The 20977-nt window shown below is 69.7% G+C and carries 17 protein-coding genes; 6 read left to right on the top strand and 11 right to left on the bottom strand.

Going from position 1 to position 20977, the window contains the following annotated elements; all coding sequences use genetic code 11:
- The 8 genes from cimA to QNJ30_24765 form a co-directional block, all read right to left on the bottom strand.
- Entirely contained in the window at nt 1-1620 is a 1620-nt protein-coding gene (gene cimA, locus QNJ30_24800; GenBank protein MDJ0946680.1) for a citramalate synthase, read from the bottom strand.
- Nucleotides 1621-1719: 99 nt separating this feature from the next.
- Entirely contained in the window at nt 1720-2469 is a 750-nt protein-coding gene (locus QNJ30_24795; GenBank protein ID MDJ0946679.1) for an SDR family NAD(P)-dependent oxidoreductase, read from the bottom strand.
- A gap of 369 nt (nt 2470-2838) precedes the next feature.
- On the bottom strand, nt 2839-4212 hold the full coding sequence (cysS, locus tag QNJ30_24790; protein ID MDJ0946678.1) for a cysteine--tRNA ligase: 1374 nt from the start codon (nt 4210-4212) through the stop codon (nt 2839-2841).
- A 187-nt stretch (nt 4213-4399) separates the two neighbouring features.
- Nucleotides 4400-6091: a glutamine--tRNA ligase/YqeY domain fusion protein gene (locus QNJ30_24785; GenBank protein MDJ0946677.1), complete on the bottom strand. Its 1692-nt coding sequence runs from the start codon at nt 6089-6091 to the stop codon at nt 4400-4402.
- Between the two features lie 116 nt (nt 6092-6207).
- A complete protein-coding gene (locus tag QNJ30_24780) occupies nt 6208-7899 on the bottom strand; it encodes an NAD+ synthase (protein ID MDJ0946676.1) in 1692 nt (563 codons plus the stop codon).
- A gap of 9 nt (nt 7900-7908) precedes the next feature.
- The gene (locus QNJ30_24775) at nt 7909-8769 is read right to left on the bottom strand and encodes a M48 family metalloprotease (GenBank protein MDJ0946675.1); all 861 of its coding nucleotides are present in this window, start codon (nt 8767-8769) and stop codon (nt 7909-7911) included.
- 20 nt (nt 8770-8789) lie between these two features.
- Nucleotides 8790-9251, bottom strand: coding sequence for a heavy metal-binding domain-containing protein (locus QNJ30_24770; protein ID MDJ0946674.1), 462 nt, complete (start codon nt 9249-9251; stop codon nt 8790-8792).
- A 5-nt stretch (nt 9252-9256) separates the two neighbouring features.
- Nucleotides 9257-9571, bottom strand: a complete 315-nt coding sequence (locus QNJ30_24765) for a YbjQ family protein (protein ID MDJ0946673.1) — start codon at nt 9569-9571, stop codon at nt 9257-9259.
- 250 nt (nt 9572-9821) lie between these two features.
- On the opposite strand from QNJ30_24765, the gene QNJ30_24760 reads away from it, so the two are divergent.
- Nucleotides 9822-10352, top strand: coding sequence for a DUF4863 family protein (locus QNJ30_24760; protein ID MDJ0946672.1), 531 nt, complete (start codon nt 9822-9824; stop codon nt 10350-10352).
- 61 nt (nt 10353-10413) lie between these two features.
- On the opposite strand, the gene QNJ30_24755 is transcribed toward QNJ30_24760, so the two are convergent.
- Nucleotides 10414-11757 carry an FAD-binding oxidoreductase gene (locus tag QNJ30_24755; protein MDJ0946671.1) on the bottom strand — a complete coding sequence of 448 codons (1344 nt, stop codon included), beginning with the start codon at nt 11755-11757 and terminating at the stop codon, nt 10414-10416.
- 332 nt (nt 11758-12089) lie between these two features.
- Here QNJ30_24755 and QNJ30_24750 point away from each other — a divergent pair, with 332 nt between their 5' ends.
- Both QNJ30_24750 and QNJ30_24745 read left to right on the top strand, forming a co-directional pair.
- Complete coding sequence (locus QNJ30_24750) at nt 12090-12542, top strand: (2Fe-2S)-binding protein (protein MDJ0946670.1); 453 nt, start codon at nt 12090-12092, stop codon at nt 12540-12542.
- 4 nt (nt 12543-12546) lie between these two features.
- The gene (locus tag QNJ30_24745; protein MDJ0946669.1) at nt 12547-14883 is read left to right on the top strand and encodes a molybdopterin-dependent oxidoreductase; all 2337 of its coding nucleotides are present in this window, start codon (nt 12547-12549) and stop codon (nt 14881-14883) included.
- 226 nt (nt 14884-15109) lie between these two features.
- On the opposite strand, the gene QNJ30_24740 is transcribed toward QNJ30_24745, so the two are convergent.
- Nucleotides 15110-16270, bottom strand: a complete 1161-nt coding sequence (locus tag QNJ30_24740) for a nicotinate phosphoribosyltransferase (protein ID MDJ0946668.1) — start codon at nt 16268-16270, stop codon at nt 15110-15112.
- Between the two features lie 41 nt (nt 16271-16311).
- Complete coding sequence (locus QNJ30_24735) at nt 16312-17694, bottom strand: 3-deoxy-7-phosphoheptulonate synthase class II (GenBank protein MDJ0946667.1); 1383 nt, start codon at nt 17692-17694, stop codon at nt 16312-16314.
- A 255-nt stretch (nt 17695-17949) separates the two neighbouring features.
- On the opposite strand from QNJ30_24735, the gene QNJ30_24730 reads away from it, so the two are divergent.
- The 3 genes from QNJ30_24730 to QNJ30_24720 all read left to right on the top strand — a co-directional run bounded on the left by QNJ30_24730 (nt 17950) and on the right by QNJ30_24720 (nt 20966).
- Nucleotides 17950-19749, top strand: a complete 1800-nt coding sequence (locus QNJ30_24730; GenBank protein MDJ0946666.1) for a DUF4153 domain-containing protein — start codon at nt 17950-17952, stop codon at nt 19747-19749.
- A gap of 62 nt (nt 19750-19811) precedes the next feature.
- Nucleotides 19812-20258, top strand: coding sequence for a MarR family winged helix-turn-helix transcriptional regulator (locus QNJ30_24725; protein ID MDJ0946665.1), 447 nt, complete (start codon nt 19812-19814; stop codon nt 20256-20258).
- Nucleotides 20259-20309: 51 nt separating this feature from the next.
- Nucleotides 20310-20966 (top strand): hypothetical protein, encoded by a 657-nt coding sequence (locus tag QNJ30_24720; GenBank protein MDJ0946664.1) that lies wholly within the window; start codon nt 20310-20312, stop codon nt 20964-20966.
- Nucleotides 20967-20977: the final 11 nt, after the last annotated feature.

The raw sequence follows: 20977 nt of genomic DNA, 5'->3' as shown, positions 1-20977 counted from the left end.
CTACTTGGCCGCGGCCCGGCCGTTGAGGGACCGGGCGCCGTCGCGGTAGAGCTTCCAGGTGTAGGCGTCGTGGAGGGCGTTGAAGGAGGCGTCGATGATGTCGGTCGAGACCCCGACCGTGGTCCAGCGCCGGCCCGTGGAATCGGCGCTCTCGATCATCACCCGGGTGATCGCCCGGGTGCCGTCGGAGGGGGTCAGGATGCGCACCTTGTAGTCCACCAGGTGCAGGTCCTCGAGGCCCGGGTAACTGGCGATCAGGGCCTTGCGCAGGGCGATGTCGAGAGCGTTGACCGGGCCGTTGCCGTTGGCCACCTCGTGGCGCTCCTCGCCGTCGACCACCAGGTTCACCGTGGCCTCGGACTCGGTCACCAGCTCGCCGCGGGCGCTCCAGCGCCGGTTGTCCATGATCCGGAAGCGGCTGAGGGTGAAGTAGTCGACGATCCGGCCCAGGGCGCGGCCGGCCAGGAGCTCGAAGCTGGCCTCGGCGCCGTCGTAGGCGTAGCCCTGGAACTCCCGCTCCTTGACCGTGTCGACCAGGGCCGCGACCTTGGAATCCTTGGGGTCAACCTCGAAGCCGGCCTCGCGGAAGCGGGCCAGGATGTTGGAGCGCCCGGACTGGTCCGAGACCACGATGTGCCGCTGGTTGCCGACCAGGCCGGGCTCGATGTGCTCGTAGGTCTTGGGGTCTTTCTCGACCGCCGAGACGTGCAGGCCGCCCTTGTGGGCGAAGGCGCTCTCGCCGACGTAGGCGGCGTTGCGCGCCGGCGCCCGGTTGAGCCGCTCGTCCAGCAGCCGCGAGACCGAGGTCAGCTGCCTGAGCTGCGCCTCGGACATCCCGACCTCGTAGTCGGTCTTGAGCATGAGGGAGGGAATCAGCGAGACCAGGTTGGCGTTGCCGCAGCGCTCGCCCAGGCCGTTCAGGGTGCCCTGGACCTGGCGCGCGCCGGCCTTGACCGCGGCCAGGGAGTTGGCGACCGCGTTCTCGGTGTCGTTGTGGCAATGGATGCCCAGGCGCTCGCCCGGGATCGTGCCGACCACCTCGCCGACGATGCGCTCGACCTCGGCCGGCAGGGTGCCGCCGTTGGTGTCGCAGAGCACGATCCAGCGGGCCCCGGCCTCGAGCGCCGCCTTGAGGCAGTCCAGGGCGTAGCCGGGGTTGGCCTTGTAGCCGTCGAAGAAGTGCTCGGCGTCGAACATGACCTCCTCGGCCTTGGACCCCGCGTAGGCCAGGCTGTCGGCGATCATCTCGACGTTCTCGCTCAAGGGGACTCCCAGGGCGACCTCGACGTGGAAGTCCCAGGCCTTGCCGACCAGGCAGACCGCCGGCGCGCCGGCGCGCAGGACCTGCGACAGGCCGGGATCGTTGGCGCAGGAGCGGCCGGGCCGCCGGGTCATGCCGAAGGCGACCAGGCGCGCCGAGCCCAGGGCCGGCGGCGCGCCGAAGAAGGCGTCGTCGGTCGGGTTGGCGCCGGGCCAGCCGCCCTCGACGTAGTCGATACCCAGGCCGTCCAGAGCCTCGGCGATTGCGACCTTGTCGGGCACGGTGAAGTCGACGCCCTGGGTCTGGGCGCCGTCGCGCAACGTCGAATCGAAGAGATAGACCCGCTTGTCCTCGGCCATGTCCCGCCTCCCGCCAGGCCGGCTATTCAGCCCCAGGGCGCCCGGGCGGTCAACTTGAGCGGCGTTAACCCTGGAGGCCCAGGGACCGCGGGTCCCGGCTCAGAAGATGTGCAGGCCGCCGTTGACCGAGAGCACCTGGCCGGTGACGTAGGCGGCCCGGTCCGAGGCCAGGTAGAGGCAGGCCTCGGCGATGTCCTCGGAGCGGCCGAGGCGGCCCAGCGGCACGGTCTCGGCGATCCGCGCCTTGTCCTCAGGAGTCATCCGGCCCTTGGTGAAGTCGTTGTCGATGACCCCCGGCGCGATGGCGTTTGAGCGGATGCCCTCGGGCGCAAGCTCGCGGGCCAGGGCCTTGGCCAGGCCGAAGATCCCGGACTTGGCGGCGGCGTAGTGGGAGCGGCCGAAGAGGCCGCCGCCGACCTGCCCGGCGATGGAGGAGACGAAGACCAGGCTGCCGCCGCCGCGCGCCTCCATGTGCGGGACCACGGCCTGGGCCATCTGGAAGTTGCCCCGCAGGTTGACGTCCATCACCAGGTCGTACTCGGCAGGAGCGATCTCCGCCAGCGGGGTGCCGAAGACCACGCCGGCGTTGCCGATCAGGATATCGATGCCGCCGAGGCGCGCGGCGATGGCCGCCACGGCGTCGAGGCAGGCCTCACGGTCGCGGACGTCGCAGACCGCGCCGTAGTGCGCCTCGCCCAGTTCCGCGGCCGCGGCTTCGGGTTCCTCCTCCGCCAGGTCGAGGATCGCGACCCGGGCGCCCTCGGCCGCGAAGAGCTGCGCGGTGGCCCGGCCGATCCCGGCCCGCGACGCGCCGCCGGTGATGACGGCGACCTTGTCCTTCAAGAGCATGACCTGCCTCCCGCGCATCGTGTCCCCTAGAGCGGGATGATTTGAAGTCGATTGGACTTCAAATCATCCCGCTCTATTTCAACAGTTTAGAGCACGATTCAGATATGAGGTTGGTTCAACCTCATATCATCGTGCTCTAGGGCACCTTACCGCACCACCCGCTCCTGCTGGCATCTGCTGGCCAGATCCACGGCCTTTCAGTTTCAGCTCGAACGGCGCCAACAAAGGCCTCCTCCCCCTTGATGGGGGAGGATACAGGAGGGGGTGGCGGCCGAAGGCCGCACGGATTGCCTCGATGTCGGCTTGTCGCTTCGTGATACCCCCCACCCTGGCCCTCCCCCACAAGGGGGGAGGGGATTAATTGTGGGACTACCTTCGCTTCCAGGTCGTCCCGGCGGGGCCGTCTTCCAGGAGGATACCCTGGGCCGCAAGGTCGTCGCGGATGCGGTCGGCTTCTGCGAAGTCCTTGGCCTTGCGGGCCTGCTTGCGGGCCTCGATTTGGGCCTCGATCTTCTCGGCGGAGAGCGCCCCGCTGCCGCCGTGGAACCAGACTTCCGGGTCGGCCTCCAGCAGGCCCAGGAGGGCGCCGCCGGCCAGGAGCCGGCCCTTGAGGCGGGCCTTTTCCTCGGTCTTGGCCGCCTTGTTCAGGGCGCCGGCGATCTCGTGGAGCTCGGCCAGGGCCTGGGGGGTGTTGAGGTCGTCGGCGAGAGCCGCCAGGATCGCCTCCGGGACCTCGGCAGGGCCGGCCTCCCCCGCGTGACGCAGCGCGCCGTAGAGGCGGTCGAGCTGGGCCTTGGCCTCCTCGATCTTCTCCCGCGTGACGTCGAGCGGCTGGCGGTAGTGGCCGGAGAGCAGGCTCAGGCGGATCGCCTCGCCCGGGTGGCCCTCCTCCAGCAGCGCGCGCACGGTGAAGAAGTTGCCCAGGGACTTGGACATCTTCTTGCCGCCGACCACGACGTAGCCGTTGTGCATCCAGACCTTGGCCATGAGCGCCGTGCCGTGGGCACAGCGGCTCTGGGCGAGCTCGTTCTCGTGGTGCGGAAAGACCAGGTCCTGGCCGCCGCCGTGGATGTCGAAAACCCGGCCCAGATGGGCCTCGGACATGGCCGAGCATTCGATGTGCCAGCCCGGCCGGCCGCGGCCCCAAGGGCTGTCCCAGCCCGGCTGCTCAGGCGTGCTCGGCTTCCAGAGGACGAAGTCGGCCGGGTCCTTCTTGTAGGGTGCGACCTCGACCCGGGCGCCGGCGATCATCTCCTCGCGGTCGCGGCCGGAGAGCTGGCCGTAGTCGGCCATGGAGGGCACGTTGAAGAGCACGTGGCCCTCGGCCGCGTAGGCGTGGCCCTTGGCGATCAGCACCTCGATCATGGCGATCATCTGCGGGACGTGATCGGTGGCCCGCGGCTCGACGCTGGGCGGCAGGGCACCCAGGGCCGCCATGTCCTGGTGGTAGGCCTCGGTCGTGCGCGCGGTCAGGGTGTCGATGGCCTCGCCGTTCTCCTGGGCCGCCTTGATGATCTTGTCCTCGACGTCGGTGATGTTGCGGGCATAGGTCACCCGCTCGGCGCCGTAGATCTGCTTCAGCAGCCGGAAAAGGACGTCGAAGACCACCACGGGCCGGGCGTTGCCGATGTGGGCGAAGTCGTAGACCGTCGGGCCGCAGACGTAGAGGCGCACGTTCTCGGGGTCGAGAGGCGCGAAGGCCTCCTTGCGGCGGGTCAAGGTGTTGTGAAGCTGTAGGGTCATGGGTCCGTCCCGGTCAGGGGCTGAGATGTTCTCGCGCGAAGGCGGCCGGGCGCGGGTGGGCGCCGGCAATCAGGCCTGGGAACATCGCTGCGTCGGAACGGACATGCCTGCGGTTCTAGGGCGAAGACGAAGGAGGGTCAAGTGAGGCGGTGGCCGGACTTTGCCGAGAGAAAAGCGAAAAAGGGGGTTAGCGGCCCTTGGCCTGGATCTTGCCCCAGGTGTCGCGGAGCGCGACCGTGCGGTTGAAGACCGGCCTATCCGGCTTGCCCTCGGGGTCGGCGCAGAAGTAGCCCAGGCGCTCGAACTGCACCGCCTCGCCGACCGCGGCCGCAGCCAGGGCCGGCTCCAGGTAGCAGCTCTCCAGGACCTCTAGGGACTCCGGGTTGAGGTCGTCCAGGACGTCGCCCTTGACCCCCGGCAGCTCCTCGGTGAAGAGCCGGTTGTAGAGCCGGACCTCGGCCTCCAGGGCGGTCTCGGCGGCGACCCAATGCAGGGTGCCCTTGACCTTGCGGCCGTCGGGGGCGTCGCCGCCGCGGGTCGCCGGGTCGTAGGTGCAGCGCAGCTCCGCCACCTCCCCCGCGGCGTCCTTGACCGCCTCGCGGCAGGTCACGAAGTAGGCGTAGCGCAGCCGGACCTCGCGGCCCGGGGCCAGGCGGAAGAATTTCTTCGGCGGGTCCTCCATGAAGTCGTCGCGCTCGATGTAGAGCTCGCGCGCGAAGGGCACTTTGCGGCTGCCGGCGGCCGGATCCTCCGGGTTGTTGATCGCCTCAAGCTCCTCGACCTGGCCCTCGGGGTAGTTCTCGATGACAAGCTTGAGGGGCCGCAGGACGGCCATGCGCCGGGCGGCGGTCTTGTTCAGCAACTCGCGCACGCAGTGCTCCAGCATGGCCAGCTCGACCAGGTTGGCGGCCTTGGCGACCCCGACCCGGCCAATGAAGTCGCGGATCGCCGCCGGCGGGATGCCGCGGCGGCGCAGGCCGGCCAGGGTCGGCATGCGGGGGTCGTCCCAGCCGCGCACGTAGCGCTCCTCGACCAACTGGATGAGCCGGCGCTTGGACAGCACCGTGTGGGAGAGGTTGAGCCGGGCGAACTCGTACTGGCGCGGCCGCGAGGGCACCGGCAGGTTCTCGATCAGCCAGTCGTAGAGCGGCCGGTGGTCCTCGAACTCCAGGGTGCAGATCGAATGGGTGACGCCCTCGATGGCGTCGGACTCGCCGTGGGCGAAGTCGTAGGTCGGGTAGATGCACCAGGCATCGCCGGTGCGCGGATGGGCCGCGTGCAGGATCCGGTAGAGCACCGGATCGCGCAGGTTGATGTTGCCCGAGGCCATGTCGATCTTGGCCCGCAGCACGCGGCTGCCGTCCGGGAACTCGCCGGCCCGCATGCGCCGGAAGAGGTCGAGGTTCTCCGCGACGCCGCGGTCGCGGAAGGGGCTGTTGCGGCCGGGCTCGGTCAGGGTGCCGCGGTACTCGCGGATGTCCTCGGGCGAGAGGTCGTCGACGTAGGCCTTGCCGCTCCCGATCAGATGCTCGGCCCAGTCGTAGAGCTGCTCGAAGTAGTCGGAGGCGAAGTAGAGGTGCTCGCCCCAGTCGAAGCCGAGCCAGGCGACGTCGGCCTTGATCGCCTCGATGTATTCCAGCTCCTCCTTCACCGGGTTGGTGTCGTCGAAGCGCAGGTTGCAGCGGCCGCCGAACTCCTGGGCCACGCCGAAGTTGAGGCAGATCGACTTGGCGTGGCCGATATGCAGGTAGCCGTTGGGCTCTGGCGGGAAGCGGGTGATCACGGCCTGGGTCCGGCCGGCGGCCAGGTCGTCCCGGATGATGGTCCGGATGAAATCGCTGCGCTCCGCCGTATCCACTGCGCTGTCGCTGCTGGTCATGCTGTCACGCCTGCTGTCTCTGCGGGCCGTTCGGGACCCCGCCGTTTCGGCGCCTTGTCTGCCAGAAAGCATCGGCCGCGCCAAGCCGCGCGGCGCCCCCGGGAGCCGGAGCCCGGCTAGCGCGGGCCCTTGAAGGCGTTAGTGATGGGATAGCGGCGGTCGCGGCCGAAGGAGCGGCTGGTGATCTTGACCCCGGGCGGGGCCTGGCGGCGCTTGTACTCGGCGTTCTCCAGCATTCGCCAGACCCGGTTGACCGTGGCCCGGTCGTGGCCCTTGGCGACGATCTCCTCAACCCCCAGCTCGCCCTCGATCAGGCCTTCCAGGATCTCGTCCAGGGCATCGTAGGGCGGCAGGCTGTCCTGGTCGGTCTGGTCCGGCTTGAGCTCGGCCGAGGGCGGCTTGGTGATGATCCGCTCCGGGATGACCCGTCCGGCCGGCCCGAGGGCGCCCCTGGGCAGGGCCTGGTTGCGCCAGCGAGACAGGGCGAAGACCGTGGTCTTGTAAACGTCCTTCAGGACGTTGAAGCCGCCGCACATGTCGCCGTAGAGGGTGGCGTAGCCGACCGACATCTCCGACTTGTTGCCGGTCGAGAGCACCATGTGGCCGAACTTGTTGGAGATCGCCATCAGGGTCAGGCCGCGGGAGCGGGCCTGGATGTTCTCCTCGGTGATGTCGGCCTCGCGGCCGTCGAAGAGCGGCTTCAGCATGCCCTCGAAGGCCCGCATGGCCGGCTCGATGCCGATCTCGTCCAGCCGGACGCCGAGCAGGCGGGCGGCCTCGGCGGCGTCCTCCAGGCTCTCGGCGCTGGTGTAGGGCGAGGGCATCATGACGCAGCGGACCTGCGCCGCACCCAGGGCGTCGACGGCGACCGCCGCCGAAAGCGCCGAGTCGATGCCGCCCGAAAGGCCGATCACCACGCCGGGGAAGCGGTTCTTCCCGACGTAGTCGCGCAGGCCGAGGACCAGCGCGCGGTAGGTCGCTTCCAGGCCCTCTTCGGGCGGAACGCAGTCGGCCTCGGCGCAGCTCCAGACCTCGTCGGCGCCGCGGGTCCACTCGGTCAGGACCAGGGCCTCCTCGAAGACCGGCAGCTGGGCGCGCAGCCGGCAGTCGGCGTCCAGGACGAAGGAGCCACCCTCGAAGACCAGCTCGTCCTGGCCGCCGACCTGGTTGACGTAGACCATCGGCAGGCCGGTCTCGGTCACCCGCCGGACCGCGAGCTGATGCCGGTACTCGATCTTGTCCTGCTCGAAGGGCGAGCCGTTGATCACGACCAGGATCTCGGCGCCGGACTCCGCCAGGCATTCCGGGACCTCCGGGGTCCAGATGTCCTCGCAGACCGGCAGGCCCAGGCGCAGGCCGCGGAAGTTCACCGGGCCGGGCGGCGGTCCCGGCTTGAACAAGCGCTTCTCGTCGAAGACCGAATAGTTGGGCAGGTCGGCCTTGGCGCGCAGGGTCTGGACCTTTCCGCCATCGAGCAGCGCCGCCGCGTTGTAGAGGTGGTGGCGCAGCGGCTGTCCGGGCGTCCAGCCCTCGGCGCGCCAGGGCACGCCGACGACCAGGCCGGGGCCGCCGTCGGCGGTCTCGGCGGCCAGGGCCTCCAAGGCCGCCCAGGCCTCGTCCAGGAACTGCGGCTTGAGGATCAGATCCTCGGGCGGATAGCCGACCAGGCAGAGCTCGGTCGCGACCATGAGGTCGGCGCCCAGGGCCGCGGCCCGCGCCCGGACGTCCCGCAGCTTGGCCAGATTGCCCTCGATGTCGCCGACCGTCGGGTTGATCTGCGCCAGGGCGATTTTCACGGCATCGGGCATGGGCCTTACTTACGACCCGGGCGCGGCCTCTGCAAGCCGGGCCAGGGCCGGGCTCAAGGGGGTCATGGCGCCCTGAAGCGGCCAGCCACGGGTCCGCGCGGTCTCGGCGATGGCGTCGATCCGCTCCTGGGTCAGGGGATGGGTGCTGAGCAGCTCCGGCGGCTGCGGCAGATCGCGCACCGACTCGAAGAAGGTCGCGGCCTCGGCGACGTGGCCGTAGAGCCCGGCGACGGCCGCCAGCGCCGCGGCGTCGGCCTCGCGCTCGACGTCGCGGGAGAAGCTGGTGAGCAGCAGGGCGTTGGGGCCGACCAGGAGCTCGGCGGGAAGCTCCTGCCCCGAGGAGGAAACAAGGGCGAAGAGGGCCTGGAGCAGGACCATGCCGCCGAGGGCCGCGGCCGGGTCCCGGTGGGCGATGTGGGCGGCCTCGTGGGCCACCACCATGGCCAGGGCGTTCTCGTGCGGCATGCGCTCGATCAGGCCGCGGGCGATGAAGATGTGCCCGCCGACCGTGGCGAAGGCGTTGATCTGGTCGCTGTCCAGGTAGTGGGCCTTGACCGTCAGGCCGGCGGGCAATGCGATCTGCGCCGACAGGCGGTCGGCCAGGGCCTGCAGCTCGTCGCGCAGGGGGCCGGCCTCGGCCGCCGAGCCCTTCGCTTCCTCGGCAAGGCGGCCGCCGACAACCAGCCCGGCGACGGCGTTCTCCCAGGCCACCGGGGCGTGGCGGCCGAGCAGGCTGCCCAGGAAGAGCGAGGCGAAGCCCAGCGCCGCGAAGAGCAGCAGCGCGCCAAGGCTGAGCAGGAAGAACTCGTAGAGCGGGCTGTGCCGGCTGACGTTGATCCCCTCGGGGACCTGGGGGTTCCTGAACTCCACCGCGGCCGCCCCCGGCCCGGTCAGGGCAGGATCGCGGTGCCGTAGGCCAGCACCTCGACGCAGCCCACGCTCTGGCGCCGGCCCTTTGAGATCGAGGAGGTCTCGAAGCGGGTGTTGAAGATCATGGTCGCGCCCAGCTTGCGGGCCTCGGCCTGCATGCGCAACAGGGCTTCGCGCCGGCCGCGGTCGATCAGGCTCTCGTAGGTGTGGACCCGGCCGCCGAAGATCATCCGCAGGTGGGCGACGAAGCGCTTGAAGTAGTCGACCGAGACCACGACGCTGCCGCGCACCATCTGGCTGCCGTTTGTGGGCAGGCTCTCCGGCACCGTCTTGCAGCAGACGATGATCAGGTCGTTGAACTCCTCCTCGCGCCGCAGGATCGAGCGGTAGTGCCGGGCCTCGGCCAGGCGCCCGAAGCCGTAGCCCAGGACCAGGAAGAGGACGACGAAGATCAGGCCGGAGAACTCGGCGAAGGCTTCCATGGCCCCTACTCCGCGACCACGGCGCTGCCGTAGGCCAGGATCTCCGAAGCGCCCTGGGCGACCGAGGAGGTCGTGAATCGGACGTTGAGCACCGCGTTGGCGCCCTTGGCCTCGGCCTGCCGGATCATCCGCTGGAAGGCCTCCTCGCGGGCCTCGCTCAAGAGCTCGCTGTAGCCCTTGAGCTCGCCGCCGACGATGTTCTTCAGGCTGGCGGCGATGTCCCGGCCCAGGTGCTTGGCCCGCACCGTGCTGCCCTGGACGATGCCGAGGTGGGACTTGATGTTGCGCCCGGGAAGGTATTCGAGGGTCGAGGTGATCATCTGCTGTTCCGTTCCGCTTCCGTCATCGGCCGCCATGGTCTTAGCGAAAGGTGTGCGGTCCGTTAAGGAAATATGCGGCTGCCGCGGCTTCGACCAAGCGGCCACACGGGTCCTGAAAACCGCTTGGGCTCATCGTAGCAGGACAAGCCATCGTCAGCGCGCGTCTGCTCCTCGTGCTTCTCGCATGTCACAGAGACCTCTATCCTGCTCTCGAAGCAAGGGCTTGGGCCGGGTATTCGGGAGACGGGGGATGAACGAAAGCGACGATTGGGGCGAAAAGCGAAAGGCGCTGTGCGACCTCCTCGAACCGGTCATTGCAGAGATCGCCGGCTCCGACTGGAACGAGGCCCTGGCGGTCCGGCTGAATGCGCGTTTTCACCCCGACGGCGACGTGTTCCGAGGGCTCGAGGCCTGCTGCGACGAGGGCATCGAGAGCGGTTGGATGGGCTTGCGGGGCGAGGAGGTGCGCAAAGGCGCCCGCGTGATCGAACCCTGCACCGAGACCCGCGGCATGAGCGTCGACCTAGTCCAGCTGATCGACTTCACCGGCCCGCACCACCGCCATCCGAACGGCGAGGTCTGCGCCGTGATGACGGGTTCACCCGGCGGCCGCTTCGACGGCCATCCCCGCGGCTGGGCTGTCTACGCGCCTGGTTCCGAGCACTGGCCCGCCGGCACCGGCGGCCGGGTCCGCATCCTCTTCCTTCTTCCGAACGGTGCGATCGAATACACCGACCGGGAGGCCTCGCTCGGATCAGGCGCCAAAGGCGGCCTTGGCTGACACCGGCACCGGCTGCCAGATGACTAAGCTCCACGAAGGGTCGCGCGTCTGATCGCAGTCCTCAGTACGGTCCCGGGACGATCTCGCTGCCGTCGGCGAAGCGGGTCGGGCGGAAGCGGGTCAGGTCGTGGCCGGGGGGGCGGCCCTCCATCACGTCGGCCATGATCCGGCCGACGGCGGGGCCGATGCCGAAGCCGTGGCCGCTGAGGCCGGTGGCGATGTAGAAGCCCCGGATCCCTTCGTCCTCGCCGAGGGTCGGCACCGCGTCGGGGGTGACGTCGATCATGCCGGCCCAGGCCTCGGCGAGCTTGACGCCCTTCAGCGCCGGGAAGCGGCCCGGCAAGCGCTCTTCGATCTGGCGGACCACGGCCGCGGAGGGCGCCGGGTTCAGGACCCGCCGGCGCTCGAAGGGGCTCTCCTCCTCCGCGGTCCAGCGGCGCGGCCGGCCCCAGGCGCCGGGATCGCCGGCCGGCGCTGCCGGGCGCAGGCGCAGGTCCCGGGCCGAGACCTTGAGCAGCTTGAGGAACTTGGTGAAGTAGCGGAAGGAGGCCGGCGAGAGGTAGTGCTCGGCGGTGTCGCCGGTCGCGACCGTGTAGCCGCCGTCGGCGCGCCGCCGGATCGCCAGGCCCGGGGTCGAGACGTTGCCCTCGTAGGGCGCGCCCGGCGCCGCCTCGGTGCGGGCCGCGGTCGAGCGCACCGCAAGCTGCGGCAGATCGACCCCGGCGTTGGCGGCGAAGGCGTTGGACCAGGCGCCGGCGGCCAGCAGCACCCGATCGCAGCGCACCCGGCCGCGCTCGGTCACCACCCCGGCGACCCGACCGGCCTCGAGGTCGAGGCAGCGCACGGCGCAACCCTCGATCACGCTCGCGCCCAGGGCGCGGGCGGCCCGGGCCAGCGCCGGCACCGCGACGAAGGGCTCGGCGCGGCCGTCGCTCTCGGTGACCATGCCGCCGACCCAGCGGCCCTGCAGTCCGGGCAGACGGGCCGCGACCTCGGCCGCCGTCAGCATCCGGGTGTCGAGCTGGTGACGCCCGGCCAGGTCGTGCCAGGCCTCGTACCTGGCCAGGCCGGCGGCGCTGTCGGCGAGGTAGAGGCAGCCCGAAGGCGTGAAGGCGAGGTCGGCCTCGCCGGTCTTCTCGGCCAGGCCGCGCCAGATCCGGTTGGCCTCCATCATGATCGGCAGCTCGGCCCAGTCGCGGCCCTGCTGGCGCACCCAGCCCCAGTTGCGGCTCGACTGCTCACCGGCAACCCGGCCCTTCTCGCAGAGCAGCACCTTGACGCCCCTCTCGGCGAGGAAATAGGCGCTCGCGGTCCCGGCGACGCCGGCGCCGATGACCACGACGTCGACCTGCGCGGGCAGCGGATCGTCGAAGGCGATCGGCGAGTCCTCGGTGATCATCGGCATCGGCGGGTCCGGCTCGGCTGTGCAGCGAAGATCCTGTGTCGGTCGGTGGCTGGACGTCAATCGCCGAACCGCCGTCATCACATCTCCGGGACCCGCCGACATGGCGACGGCAGCGCGCGCGAAATTCTGCTACACTAAGGAGATCGGCGGCCTGTTCTCAACGGCGCCTCCCAGAGTCATGTAGACGCGCACCATGGGCTTGCCGCCCCCTCGCGGGACGGCGAAGCGCCCGAGCGAGTCGAAGCAGGCCGCCAAGGGCCCCGGCACAGGAACGGGACCGGCAAAATGCGACAAGGGTTCGGGAAACACAGAACCCAATCGGGAGGAGAGATATGGTTTCGCTCACCGTCAACGGCGTCGAACGGCAGTTCGACGGCGATCCCCAAACGCCCTTGCTGTGGTACGTCCGCGACGAGCTTGGCCTGGCCGGCACGAAGTACGGTTGCGGCACCGGGCTCTGCGGCTCCTGCACCCTGCACGTCGACGGCCAAGCGGTGCAGGGCTGTCTGGCCACGGTCGGCGAGGCCGCAGGCAAGTCGGTGGTCACCATCGAGGGCCTGAGCCCCGACGGCAACCATCCGGTCCAGCAGGCTTGGCGCGATGCGAACGTGCCGCAATGCGGCTTCTGCCAGACCGGGCAGATCATGCAGGCGGCCGCTCTGCTGGCCGCCAAGCCGAATCCCAGCGACCAGGAGATCCTGGAGGGAATGCAAGGCAACATCTGCCGCTGCGGCTGCTACCAGCGCATCGTCGCCGCCGTCCGCAACGCCGCCACGGGAGCCTAGAGCCATGCTGCACTACATGAAGGAATACGCATCGCCGGCGCCCCTGCCCGAGGCCGGGACGGCGGTCATCCAGAACGTCAGCCGCCGTGCGCTGCTCAAGGGCGCGGCAGGCCTGGTCGTCGCCCTGCAGGTCCTGCCCCTGGGCCAGGCCAAGGCCTTCGAAGCCTATCCCCACGGCGGCCAAGGAATGCCCAACGGCGTGGTCAGCGATCCCCACGTCTTCGTCGCGATCGACCGCGACGGCTCGGTCACCATCGTCGCCCACCGCTCGGAGATGGGCACGGGCTCGCGGACCAGCCCGCCGATGATCATCGCCGACGAAATGGAGGCCGACTGGAGCCGGATCAAGATCGTCCAGGCGCCGGGCGACGAGAAGATCTACGGCAACCAGGACACCGACGGCTCGCGCAGCCTGCGCCACCACATCCAACCGGCCCGCGAGATCGGCGCCGCCGTGCGCTGGATGCTCGAGGAGGCTGCGGCCCAGCGCTGGGGCGCGGCGCACGACGACGTCGAGGCGATCGACCACCAGGTCGTGCACAAGTCGCTGGGCAGCCGCCTCGGCTATGGCGAGCTTGCCAAGGCGGCCATGGGCCTGCCCGTGCCGGCGCGCGAGCAACTGAACTTCAAGGACGAGCGCGCCTTCCGCTACATCGGCAAGGGCCGCGTGCAGATCGCCGACCTGCACGATATCACCACCGGCAAGGCGGTCTACGGCGCCGACGTCAGCCTGCCGGGCATGAAGATCGCCGTGATCGCCAGGCCGCCGGTGGTCGGCGGCAAGGTCAAGTCGGTCGATTCCTCGGCCGCCGAGGCGGTGCCCGGCGTGGAAGCGATCGAGCAGATCCCGGGCAGCATCCCACCGGCCAAGTTCGCCCCTCTGGGCGGCGTCGCGGTCATCGCGAAGAACACCTGGGCCGCGCTGAAGGGCCGGGATGCCCTGAAGATCGAGTGGGACGACGGCCCCCATGGCGGCTTCAACACGGCGGACTACCGCAAGGAGCTGAGCGCCTCGGCGCAGGCCCCGGGAAAGGTCGTGCGCAACCAGGGCGATCCGGAGGGAGCGCTCGCCGGCGCCGCCCGGGTCTTCGCCCGCGAGTACTACCAGCCGCACATGCCCCATGCGCCGATGGAGCCGCCGGTGGCCATCGCCAAGGTCGCCGACGGCAGGGCCGAGGTCTGGGCGCCGCTCCAGAGCCCCTACGGTGCGCGCCTGGACATCGCCGAAGCGCTCGGCCTCAAGGAGGAGGACGTGACCGTCCACGTCACCCTGCTGGGCGGCGGCTTCGGCCGCAAGTCCAAGTGCGACTACGCGATCGAGGCGGCGCTGCTGTCCCGGAAGATCGGCGCGCCGGTGCGGGTGCAATGGACCCGCGAGGACGACATCCGCCACAGCTTCTACCACACCACCTCGGTGGAGCGGATCGAGATCGGCCTCGACGCCGGGAACAAGCCGGTCGCCTGGCGGCACCGCAGCGCGGCGCCCTCCTTCCTGTCGACCTTCGCGCCGGACAGCGGCGAGATGCATCCGGTCGAGGTCGGGATGGGCCTGGCCGACATGCCCTTCGAGATCCCCAACGTCCGCTGCGAGGACTGCAAGGCCCTGGCCCACACCCGGGTCGGCTGGTACCGCTCGGTGTCGAACATCCCGCGGGCCTTCGCGGTGCAGTCCATCGCCGCAGAGCTGGCCCACGAGCTGGGCGTGGACCAGAAGAACTTCCTGCTTGAGCTGATCGGCGCGCCGCGGGTCATCGACCCCAAGGCGGCCGGACTGCCGGAGGACTTCTGGAACTACGGCGAGCCCTACGAGGAGTTCCCCAACGACACGGGGCGCCTGCGCCACGTCGTCGAGCTGGCGGCCGAAAAGGCCGGCTGGGGCAGGTCCCTGCCTGCGGGCGAAGGCCTGGGCATCGCCGTGCACCGCAGTTTCGTCAGCTACGTGGCGATCGCCGTCCACGCCAAAGTCGAGAGCGGCGGCAGGCTGCAGGTGCCGGAGGTGCACGTCGCGCTCGACTGCGGCTACGTGGTCAACCCGGAGCGGGTGCGCTCGCAGATGCAGGGCGCCTGCGTCTTCGGCATGTCCGCGGCGCTGCACGGCGCGGTCACCTTCGACAAGGGCCGCGTGGTGGAGAGCAACTTCCACGACTACCAGATGGTGCGCGCCAACAACTTCGCGGAGGTCGTGCACACCCACCTCGTGCCGCACAGGTTCGAGACCCATGCGACCGGCGTGGGCGAGCCGGGGGTGCCGCCCTTCCTCCCGGCCCTGACCAACGCGATCTTCAACGCGACGGGCAAGCGCATCCGCGACCTGCCCATCGGCGATCAGCTGCAGGCCTGAGGTCGCGCTGCAAGGTTCGGCGGAGAACGCCCTCCCCCTTGTGGGGGAGGGTTCGGGTGGGGGGTGAAAGCCGGCTCAAGGACTCATCTCGGGGCGTGAGTGTGCGGCCTTACGGCCGCCACCCCCTCCTCTATCCTCCCCCATCAAGGGGGAGGAAGAGCTCGGCCGACGCGGTCGCAACCTCTACCGGATAGAGCGACCGCAATCCGCTGCACGCTTGAGCGCGCTACTTCCTGAGCAGGAACTCGCGGCCGACCTTGACGCGGGGGACGCCGTCGTAGGCGACGATGTCGGCGGTGGCGTAGGTCTCGGACCAGCGCTCCGGCAGGTAGGAGCCGCTGCCGATGACGTCGATGGGCGCCTGGGCCTCGGCCATGAGGCGGCACTTTGCCGGGCCGAAGCCCGAGGAGGCGACGATCTTCACCTTGTCGAAGCCGGCCTTGTCCAGGGCCTCGCGCAGGAACCAGATCGCCGCCGCCGAGACGCCGGGGCCGATCAGGAAGCGCAGCTCGGCGTCGTTGCGATAGCCGCGGATCGCCTCCGGGGCGTGGCGCTCCAGCACGGCGTAGGACTCCGGCGGGTCCAGGCCCTCCAGGAAGCGGCCGCCGGGGGTGTCGATGCGCACCGCGAGCTGCCCGGCCGCCGCGCGCTCCGGAAAGCGCCGGCAGACCGCGAGGGAGTCGGTCACCTCCTGGGCGAAGTAGTCGACCAGGACGGTCATCGGGCCGTCGGGGAAGGTCTCGTCGAACATCTCGGCCGCGCGCAGGGTCGAGCCGGCGTAGCCGATCAGGGCGTGGGGCATGGTGCCCTTGCCGCTGTCCTGGCCGAAGAAGTGGGCGGTGGCGTCGGTGGCGTTGCCGATGAAGCCGAGGGCGCCGACCTTGCGCTTGGCCCGCGCCGAGCCGACCGAGGCGGCGTAGGCCATGAGCTCGGCCATCTCGGTGCCGGCGCAGTGCCGGGCGTCCATGGCCAGGAAGGCGACCTTCGGCAGGTCGGCGCACATGGAATAGGCGTTGTAGGCGGCGACGCAGGGCGGCCCGAGCTTCATCAGCAGCAGGGTCTCCAGATCGACCAGGTGATAGAAGGGCCCGGTCACGTAGGCCAGGGGCTCGCCGGCGCCGACCCACTTGCCCTCGGGGTAGCGCAGGTCGACCTCGACCTTGACGTTGCGCTGGGCGGTCACCGCCGTCAGCCAGTCGAGGGCGAGCCGCGGCGCCGAGACCACCGGCCGGCGCAGGAAGAGCGCGTAGGTGACCCTGGCATCGCCGAAGCGGCCGATGGTCTCCTTGCTGCGCTTGAAATAGGTGTCGGTCCAGGCCGGCACCCGCCCCTCGTCGGGCCAGGCCTGGCCGTTGGCGGGTCCGGGTTTGCTTCCGTTGCGGGCCATGGCTGACCTCCGGCCGGGACGGGGTCGGACCGCGCCCAGCGCTAAAGGGCGGCCACCGCCCGGCCGGCGGCGCCGTCGCGCTCTTCCTTCAGGCGGGTGGCGATCAGGAAGGCGAGCTCCAGCGCCTGGCTGGCGTTGAGCCGCGGGTCGCAGTGCGTGTGGTAGCGGTCGGCGAGGCGCTCGTCGTTGATCGCCTGGGCGCCGCCGGTGCACTCGGTCACCTCCTGGCCGGTCATCTCGATATGGATGCCGCCGGCGTGGGTGCCCTCGGCCCGGTGCACGGCGAAGAAGCCCTCGACCTCGGCCAGGATCCGGTCGAAGGGCCGGGTCTTGAAGCCGGTCGAGGACTTGATGGTGTTGCCGTGCATGGGATCGCAGGACCAGACCACGCTGAAGCCGGCGCGCTGCACCGCGCGGACCAGGGGCGGCAGCTTGGCCTCAACCTGATCGGCACTCATCCGCGAGATCAGGGTCAGGCGGCCCGGCTCATTGTCGGGGTTGAGAGTCTCGATCAGGCGCAGCAGGTCGTCCGGATCCAGGCTGGGCCCGCACTTCATGCCGATCGGGTTCTCGACCCCGCGCAGGAACTCGACGTGGGCGCCGTCGAGCTGGCGGGTCCGGTCGCCGATCCACAGGAAGTGCGCCGAGCAGTCGTACCATTGGCCCGTCAGGCTATCGATGCGGGTGAGGGCCTGCTCGTAGGGCAGCAGCAGCGCCTCGTGACAGGTGTAGAAGTCGGTCTCGCTGACCTGGGGCACCTTCTCGGCGTTGATGCCGCAGGCATTCATGAAGGCCAGGGCCTCGTCGATGCGGGTCGCCAGCTCCTCGTAGCGGCTGCCCAGGGGGCTGCCGGCGACGAACTCCAGGTTCCAGCGATGCACCTTGTGCAGGTCGGCGAAGCCGCCCTGGGCGAAGGCGCGCAGCAGGTTGAGGGTCGCCGCCGCCTGGTTGTAAGCGCGCAGCAGGCGCTCCGGATCGGGCATCCGCCGCTCGGCCTCGAACTCGATGCCGTTGACGATGTCGCCGCGGTAGGAGGGCAGCTCGACCCCGCCCTGGGCCTCGGTCGGCGCCGAGCGGGGCTTGGCGAACTGGCCGGCCATGCGGCCAACCTTGAGCACCGGGCAGGCGGCGCCGAAGGTCATGACCACGGCCATCTGGAGCAAGACCCGGAAGGTGTCGCGGATGTTGTCGGGATGGAACTCGGCGAAGGATTCCGCGCAGTCACCGCCCTGGAGCAGAAAAGCCTCGCCCGCCGCCACCTTGGCCAGGTGGCCGCGCAGCCGGCGCGCCTCGCCGGCGAAGACCAGCGGCGGATAGTTCTCAAGGATCGCCTCGACCCGCGCCAGACCGGCGGGATCGGGATATTCGGGTACCTGCTGGATCGGCCTGTCGCGCCAGGATCCCGGCGACCATTTGGCAGCCATGGGACTTCCCCCTCCTCCTCCACAGCGGGACCTGCCGTTGTACCGGCCTTTCCCACCCTTTGCCACCCGATTCTGCGCTGCAGCAGGAGCCGGGGACAAGGCCCGGTCCCTCGTGTAACACAGTGACGACACTAAACTCTAGGCTGTACTCTACACACAGTCTTTCCACATTTGCTACACAATCTGCTCATAGATCTTGTCTATCGGAAGCTTTCGACCCGGCTCCTTCGGCGGCACCTGGGAACCTCCGGCACGATGCAAGTCCTGCCCCTGATCGCCTGGCGTGACGTGGCTTCGGGCCTCAGGGCCACGGTCCTGCGCTTTCCGCTTCCCGTGGCGCTGGCCACGGTACAAGTGGGCCTGGCCATCGCCAGAATTCACGACTTCAACGTCTTCGAGCGGGAGGACGAGCACTTTCGGGCCTTCGCCTTCCTGCTGCTCGCCGTCTTCGCGGCGCTGGGCGCCAAGCTGCTGGCCGAAAGCCGGAAATGGTCGTGGCCCAAGGGTCTGGCCTTCTCGCTGGCCCTGGTGCTGCTCCTGGCCCTGCGGGCCTTCACCCTGCCCGCCAACTACGACGCCGTCTGGGCCGGCCTCCTGCTGCCGCTCCTGCCCGCCGGCTTGCTCTTCCTGGCCTGCGCACCCTTTGTGACCCGGCTCGACGCCGGCGACGCCTTCTGGGACTACAACCGCGGGCTATGGTTGAGCGCCGCCTTCGGCCTCCTGGTCGGGCTGATCTTCGCGGGCGGCCTGCACGCCCTTTACGCCGCACTGGAAGCGCTCTTCGAGGTGGACATCGACGACGATGTCTACAGTGACACTTGGGCCCTCGGGCTGGGGTTCGTATGGCCGCTGCAGGCGATGTCGGGCGTGCCGAAAGACTTCGCAGAGCCCGAAGCCGACTATTGCCCGACCTGGGCCCGCTACCTGACCGGCTTCTTCCTGGTGCCCTTCATCATCGCCTACTTGCTGCTGCTCTATGCCTACGCCGCCAAGACCCTGATCACCTGGGACCTGCCGCACGGCGAGCTGGGATACCTCGTCGCCGGCTACGCCGCCTTCGGCGTAGCGACCTACCTCTTCGCCCACCCCCTGAGGGAAAGCGGAAACCTGGCAGTTCGCCAGTTCTGCCGCTTCTTCCACCCGGCCCTGCTGGTTCCGGCCGGACTGCTGCTGCTCGCCATCGCGGTGCGGATCGAGGCCTATGGCGTCACCGAGCAGCGCTACGCCGTGGCGGTCTTCGGCCTCTGGCTGCTGGGCATCGCGCTGGTCTTTACGTTCCGGCGCCGGTCCGGGCCTGTGCTGCTGCCTCTGTCCTTGGCCCTCCTGCTCGCCTTGGGGAGCTTCGGCCCCTGGGGCGGCGTCGGATTGGCGACCGACAGCCAGATCACGCGCCTGAAGGAAATCCTCGCCCGCAACAGCCTGCTTGCCGAGGGCAAGGCTCTCCGCTCCGGCAGACCTATAAGCCGGGACGACGAAGCGGAAGTCTCGGCCATCGCGATCTACCTCGATCGCATGGGTAAGCAGCCGGCGCTGGCGCCTCTCTTCGACACCATGGACCTGGACCTCCAGGCCCGGCCCAGCGCGTCGGACATCGTCACAGCGCTCGGCCTGAGCCTCGTCTGGCCCGGCCAGGATCCAGGCATAGAGCATTACCAAGCCGCCAGGGTGACCCGCTTGGACGTGGCGCCCTTCCAGATCTATCAGGATCTCTCGCTCTGGACCCCGGACAACAGAGAGCTGACCGTGGATAGTAACTTCGGCCGCTATCTGGTGCAGCTGGACAGCGGGGTTGGCCACCTTCGCGTGACGGAAGAGAACGGCCCGACTCTCGATTTCGATCTCGCAACCCTTCGGAAGCGCCTCAAGCACAATGCCGAGAGCGACGGCGGCACAACACAGGGGACCGTGAGCCAGGATCAGATGACCCTGGAGAACCGCCAGGACGGGCTGCATTTGCGCCTGATCCTTCAAGGCTTCTACCTCGAACGGGGCGTCCTGGGGCCGAAGGTGGTTCGGCTTCACGGCATCCTGCTCATCGGCCAAAACCAAGACTAATCGCTAAAGGCAGTCGAGCAGGGGCCTTGAACTCGGGCCACTAAGTGCATATACACATAATCATGACCGAGAACTCCGATGACCTCCGCGAGGCGGCCCGGGCGGCGACGCGCTGTGCCAACTTCAACCTGCGCCGGGCGAGCCGGGCCCTGGGCCAGGTCTACGACGCGGCGCTGCGGCCCGTCGGCTTGAAGGGCACACAGTTCAGTCTGCTGACCGCCCTCGCCCTGCTCGGCCGGGTGCCGCTGTCGGAGCTGGCCCGGGAGCTGGGCATGGACCGGACCAGCCTGACCCGCAACCTGCGGCCGCTGCTCAGGGAGGGCTACGTCCGCGAAGACCGCGGCGAGGACCGGCGCCAGCGGCTACTCGCGCTGACCGAGGCCGGCCGGCGGACCTACCGGGAGGCCCTGCCGCTGTGGCAGGCGGTGCAGGATCGGATCGAGGACCGCCTCGGAAGCGAGCGCTTGGAGCGCCTGCTGTCGGACCTTGCCGCCGCCAGAAGGCCCTGAATCTTCATTTCTGAAATTAAGTGTAAATACACTTACTTGAAGGAGAAGACCATGACCCAGACCCCCGCCTCCGGCCTGAAGCTGCCGCCGCTCGCGGCCCTGGTCCTGATCGCCTGGTTCGCCGTCGTCGCCTGGCTGGCCGCCGGCGACGCCTTCGTCGCGGGGCCCGGCGAGCTGCCCTGGAAGCTGACCCTGGCTCTGCTGCTGCCCCAGGTCCTTTTCGCCCTTGCCTACCGGGCCTTTGCGGGGCTGCGGGACTTCGTCCTTTCCCTCAGCCTGCCGCTGATCACCGGGCTGCAGTCCTGGCGGATGCTGGGGATGGGCTTCCTGATGCTCTATTTCTGGGACGTGCTGCCGCCGCTCTTCGCCTATCCGGCCGGGCTCGGCGACGCCGCGGTGGCACTGGCGGCGCCCTTCCTGGTCGCCGCCATGTTCACCGCGCGGGGCGTCTCGCGGCGCGGGCTGATCTTCTGGAACTGGCTGGGGGTCGCCGATTTCCTGATGGCCTTTTCGGTCGGCTTCCTGGCCTCGGGCTCGGCCGCCGGCCTGCTCGCCGGCAGCGTGACCAGCGACCCGATGCTGCGCCTGCCCATGGTCCTGGTGCCGGCCTTCGGGGTGCCCTTCTTCACCCTCTTGCACGTCATCTCCTTCCTGCAGCTCTACCGCGCGCGGCAGGAGACCATTGCGCTGACCGCGGCCGCCGCCTGACGGCAGGCACG

Source organism: Kiloniellales bacterium, assembly GCA_030066685.1.
In the GTDB taxonomy this organism is placed as follows: Bacteria; Pseudomonadota; Alphaproteobacteria; order Kiloniellales; family JAKSBE01; genus JAKSBE01.
This window is presented reverse-complemented; position numbering and strand designations above follow the sequence as displayed.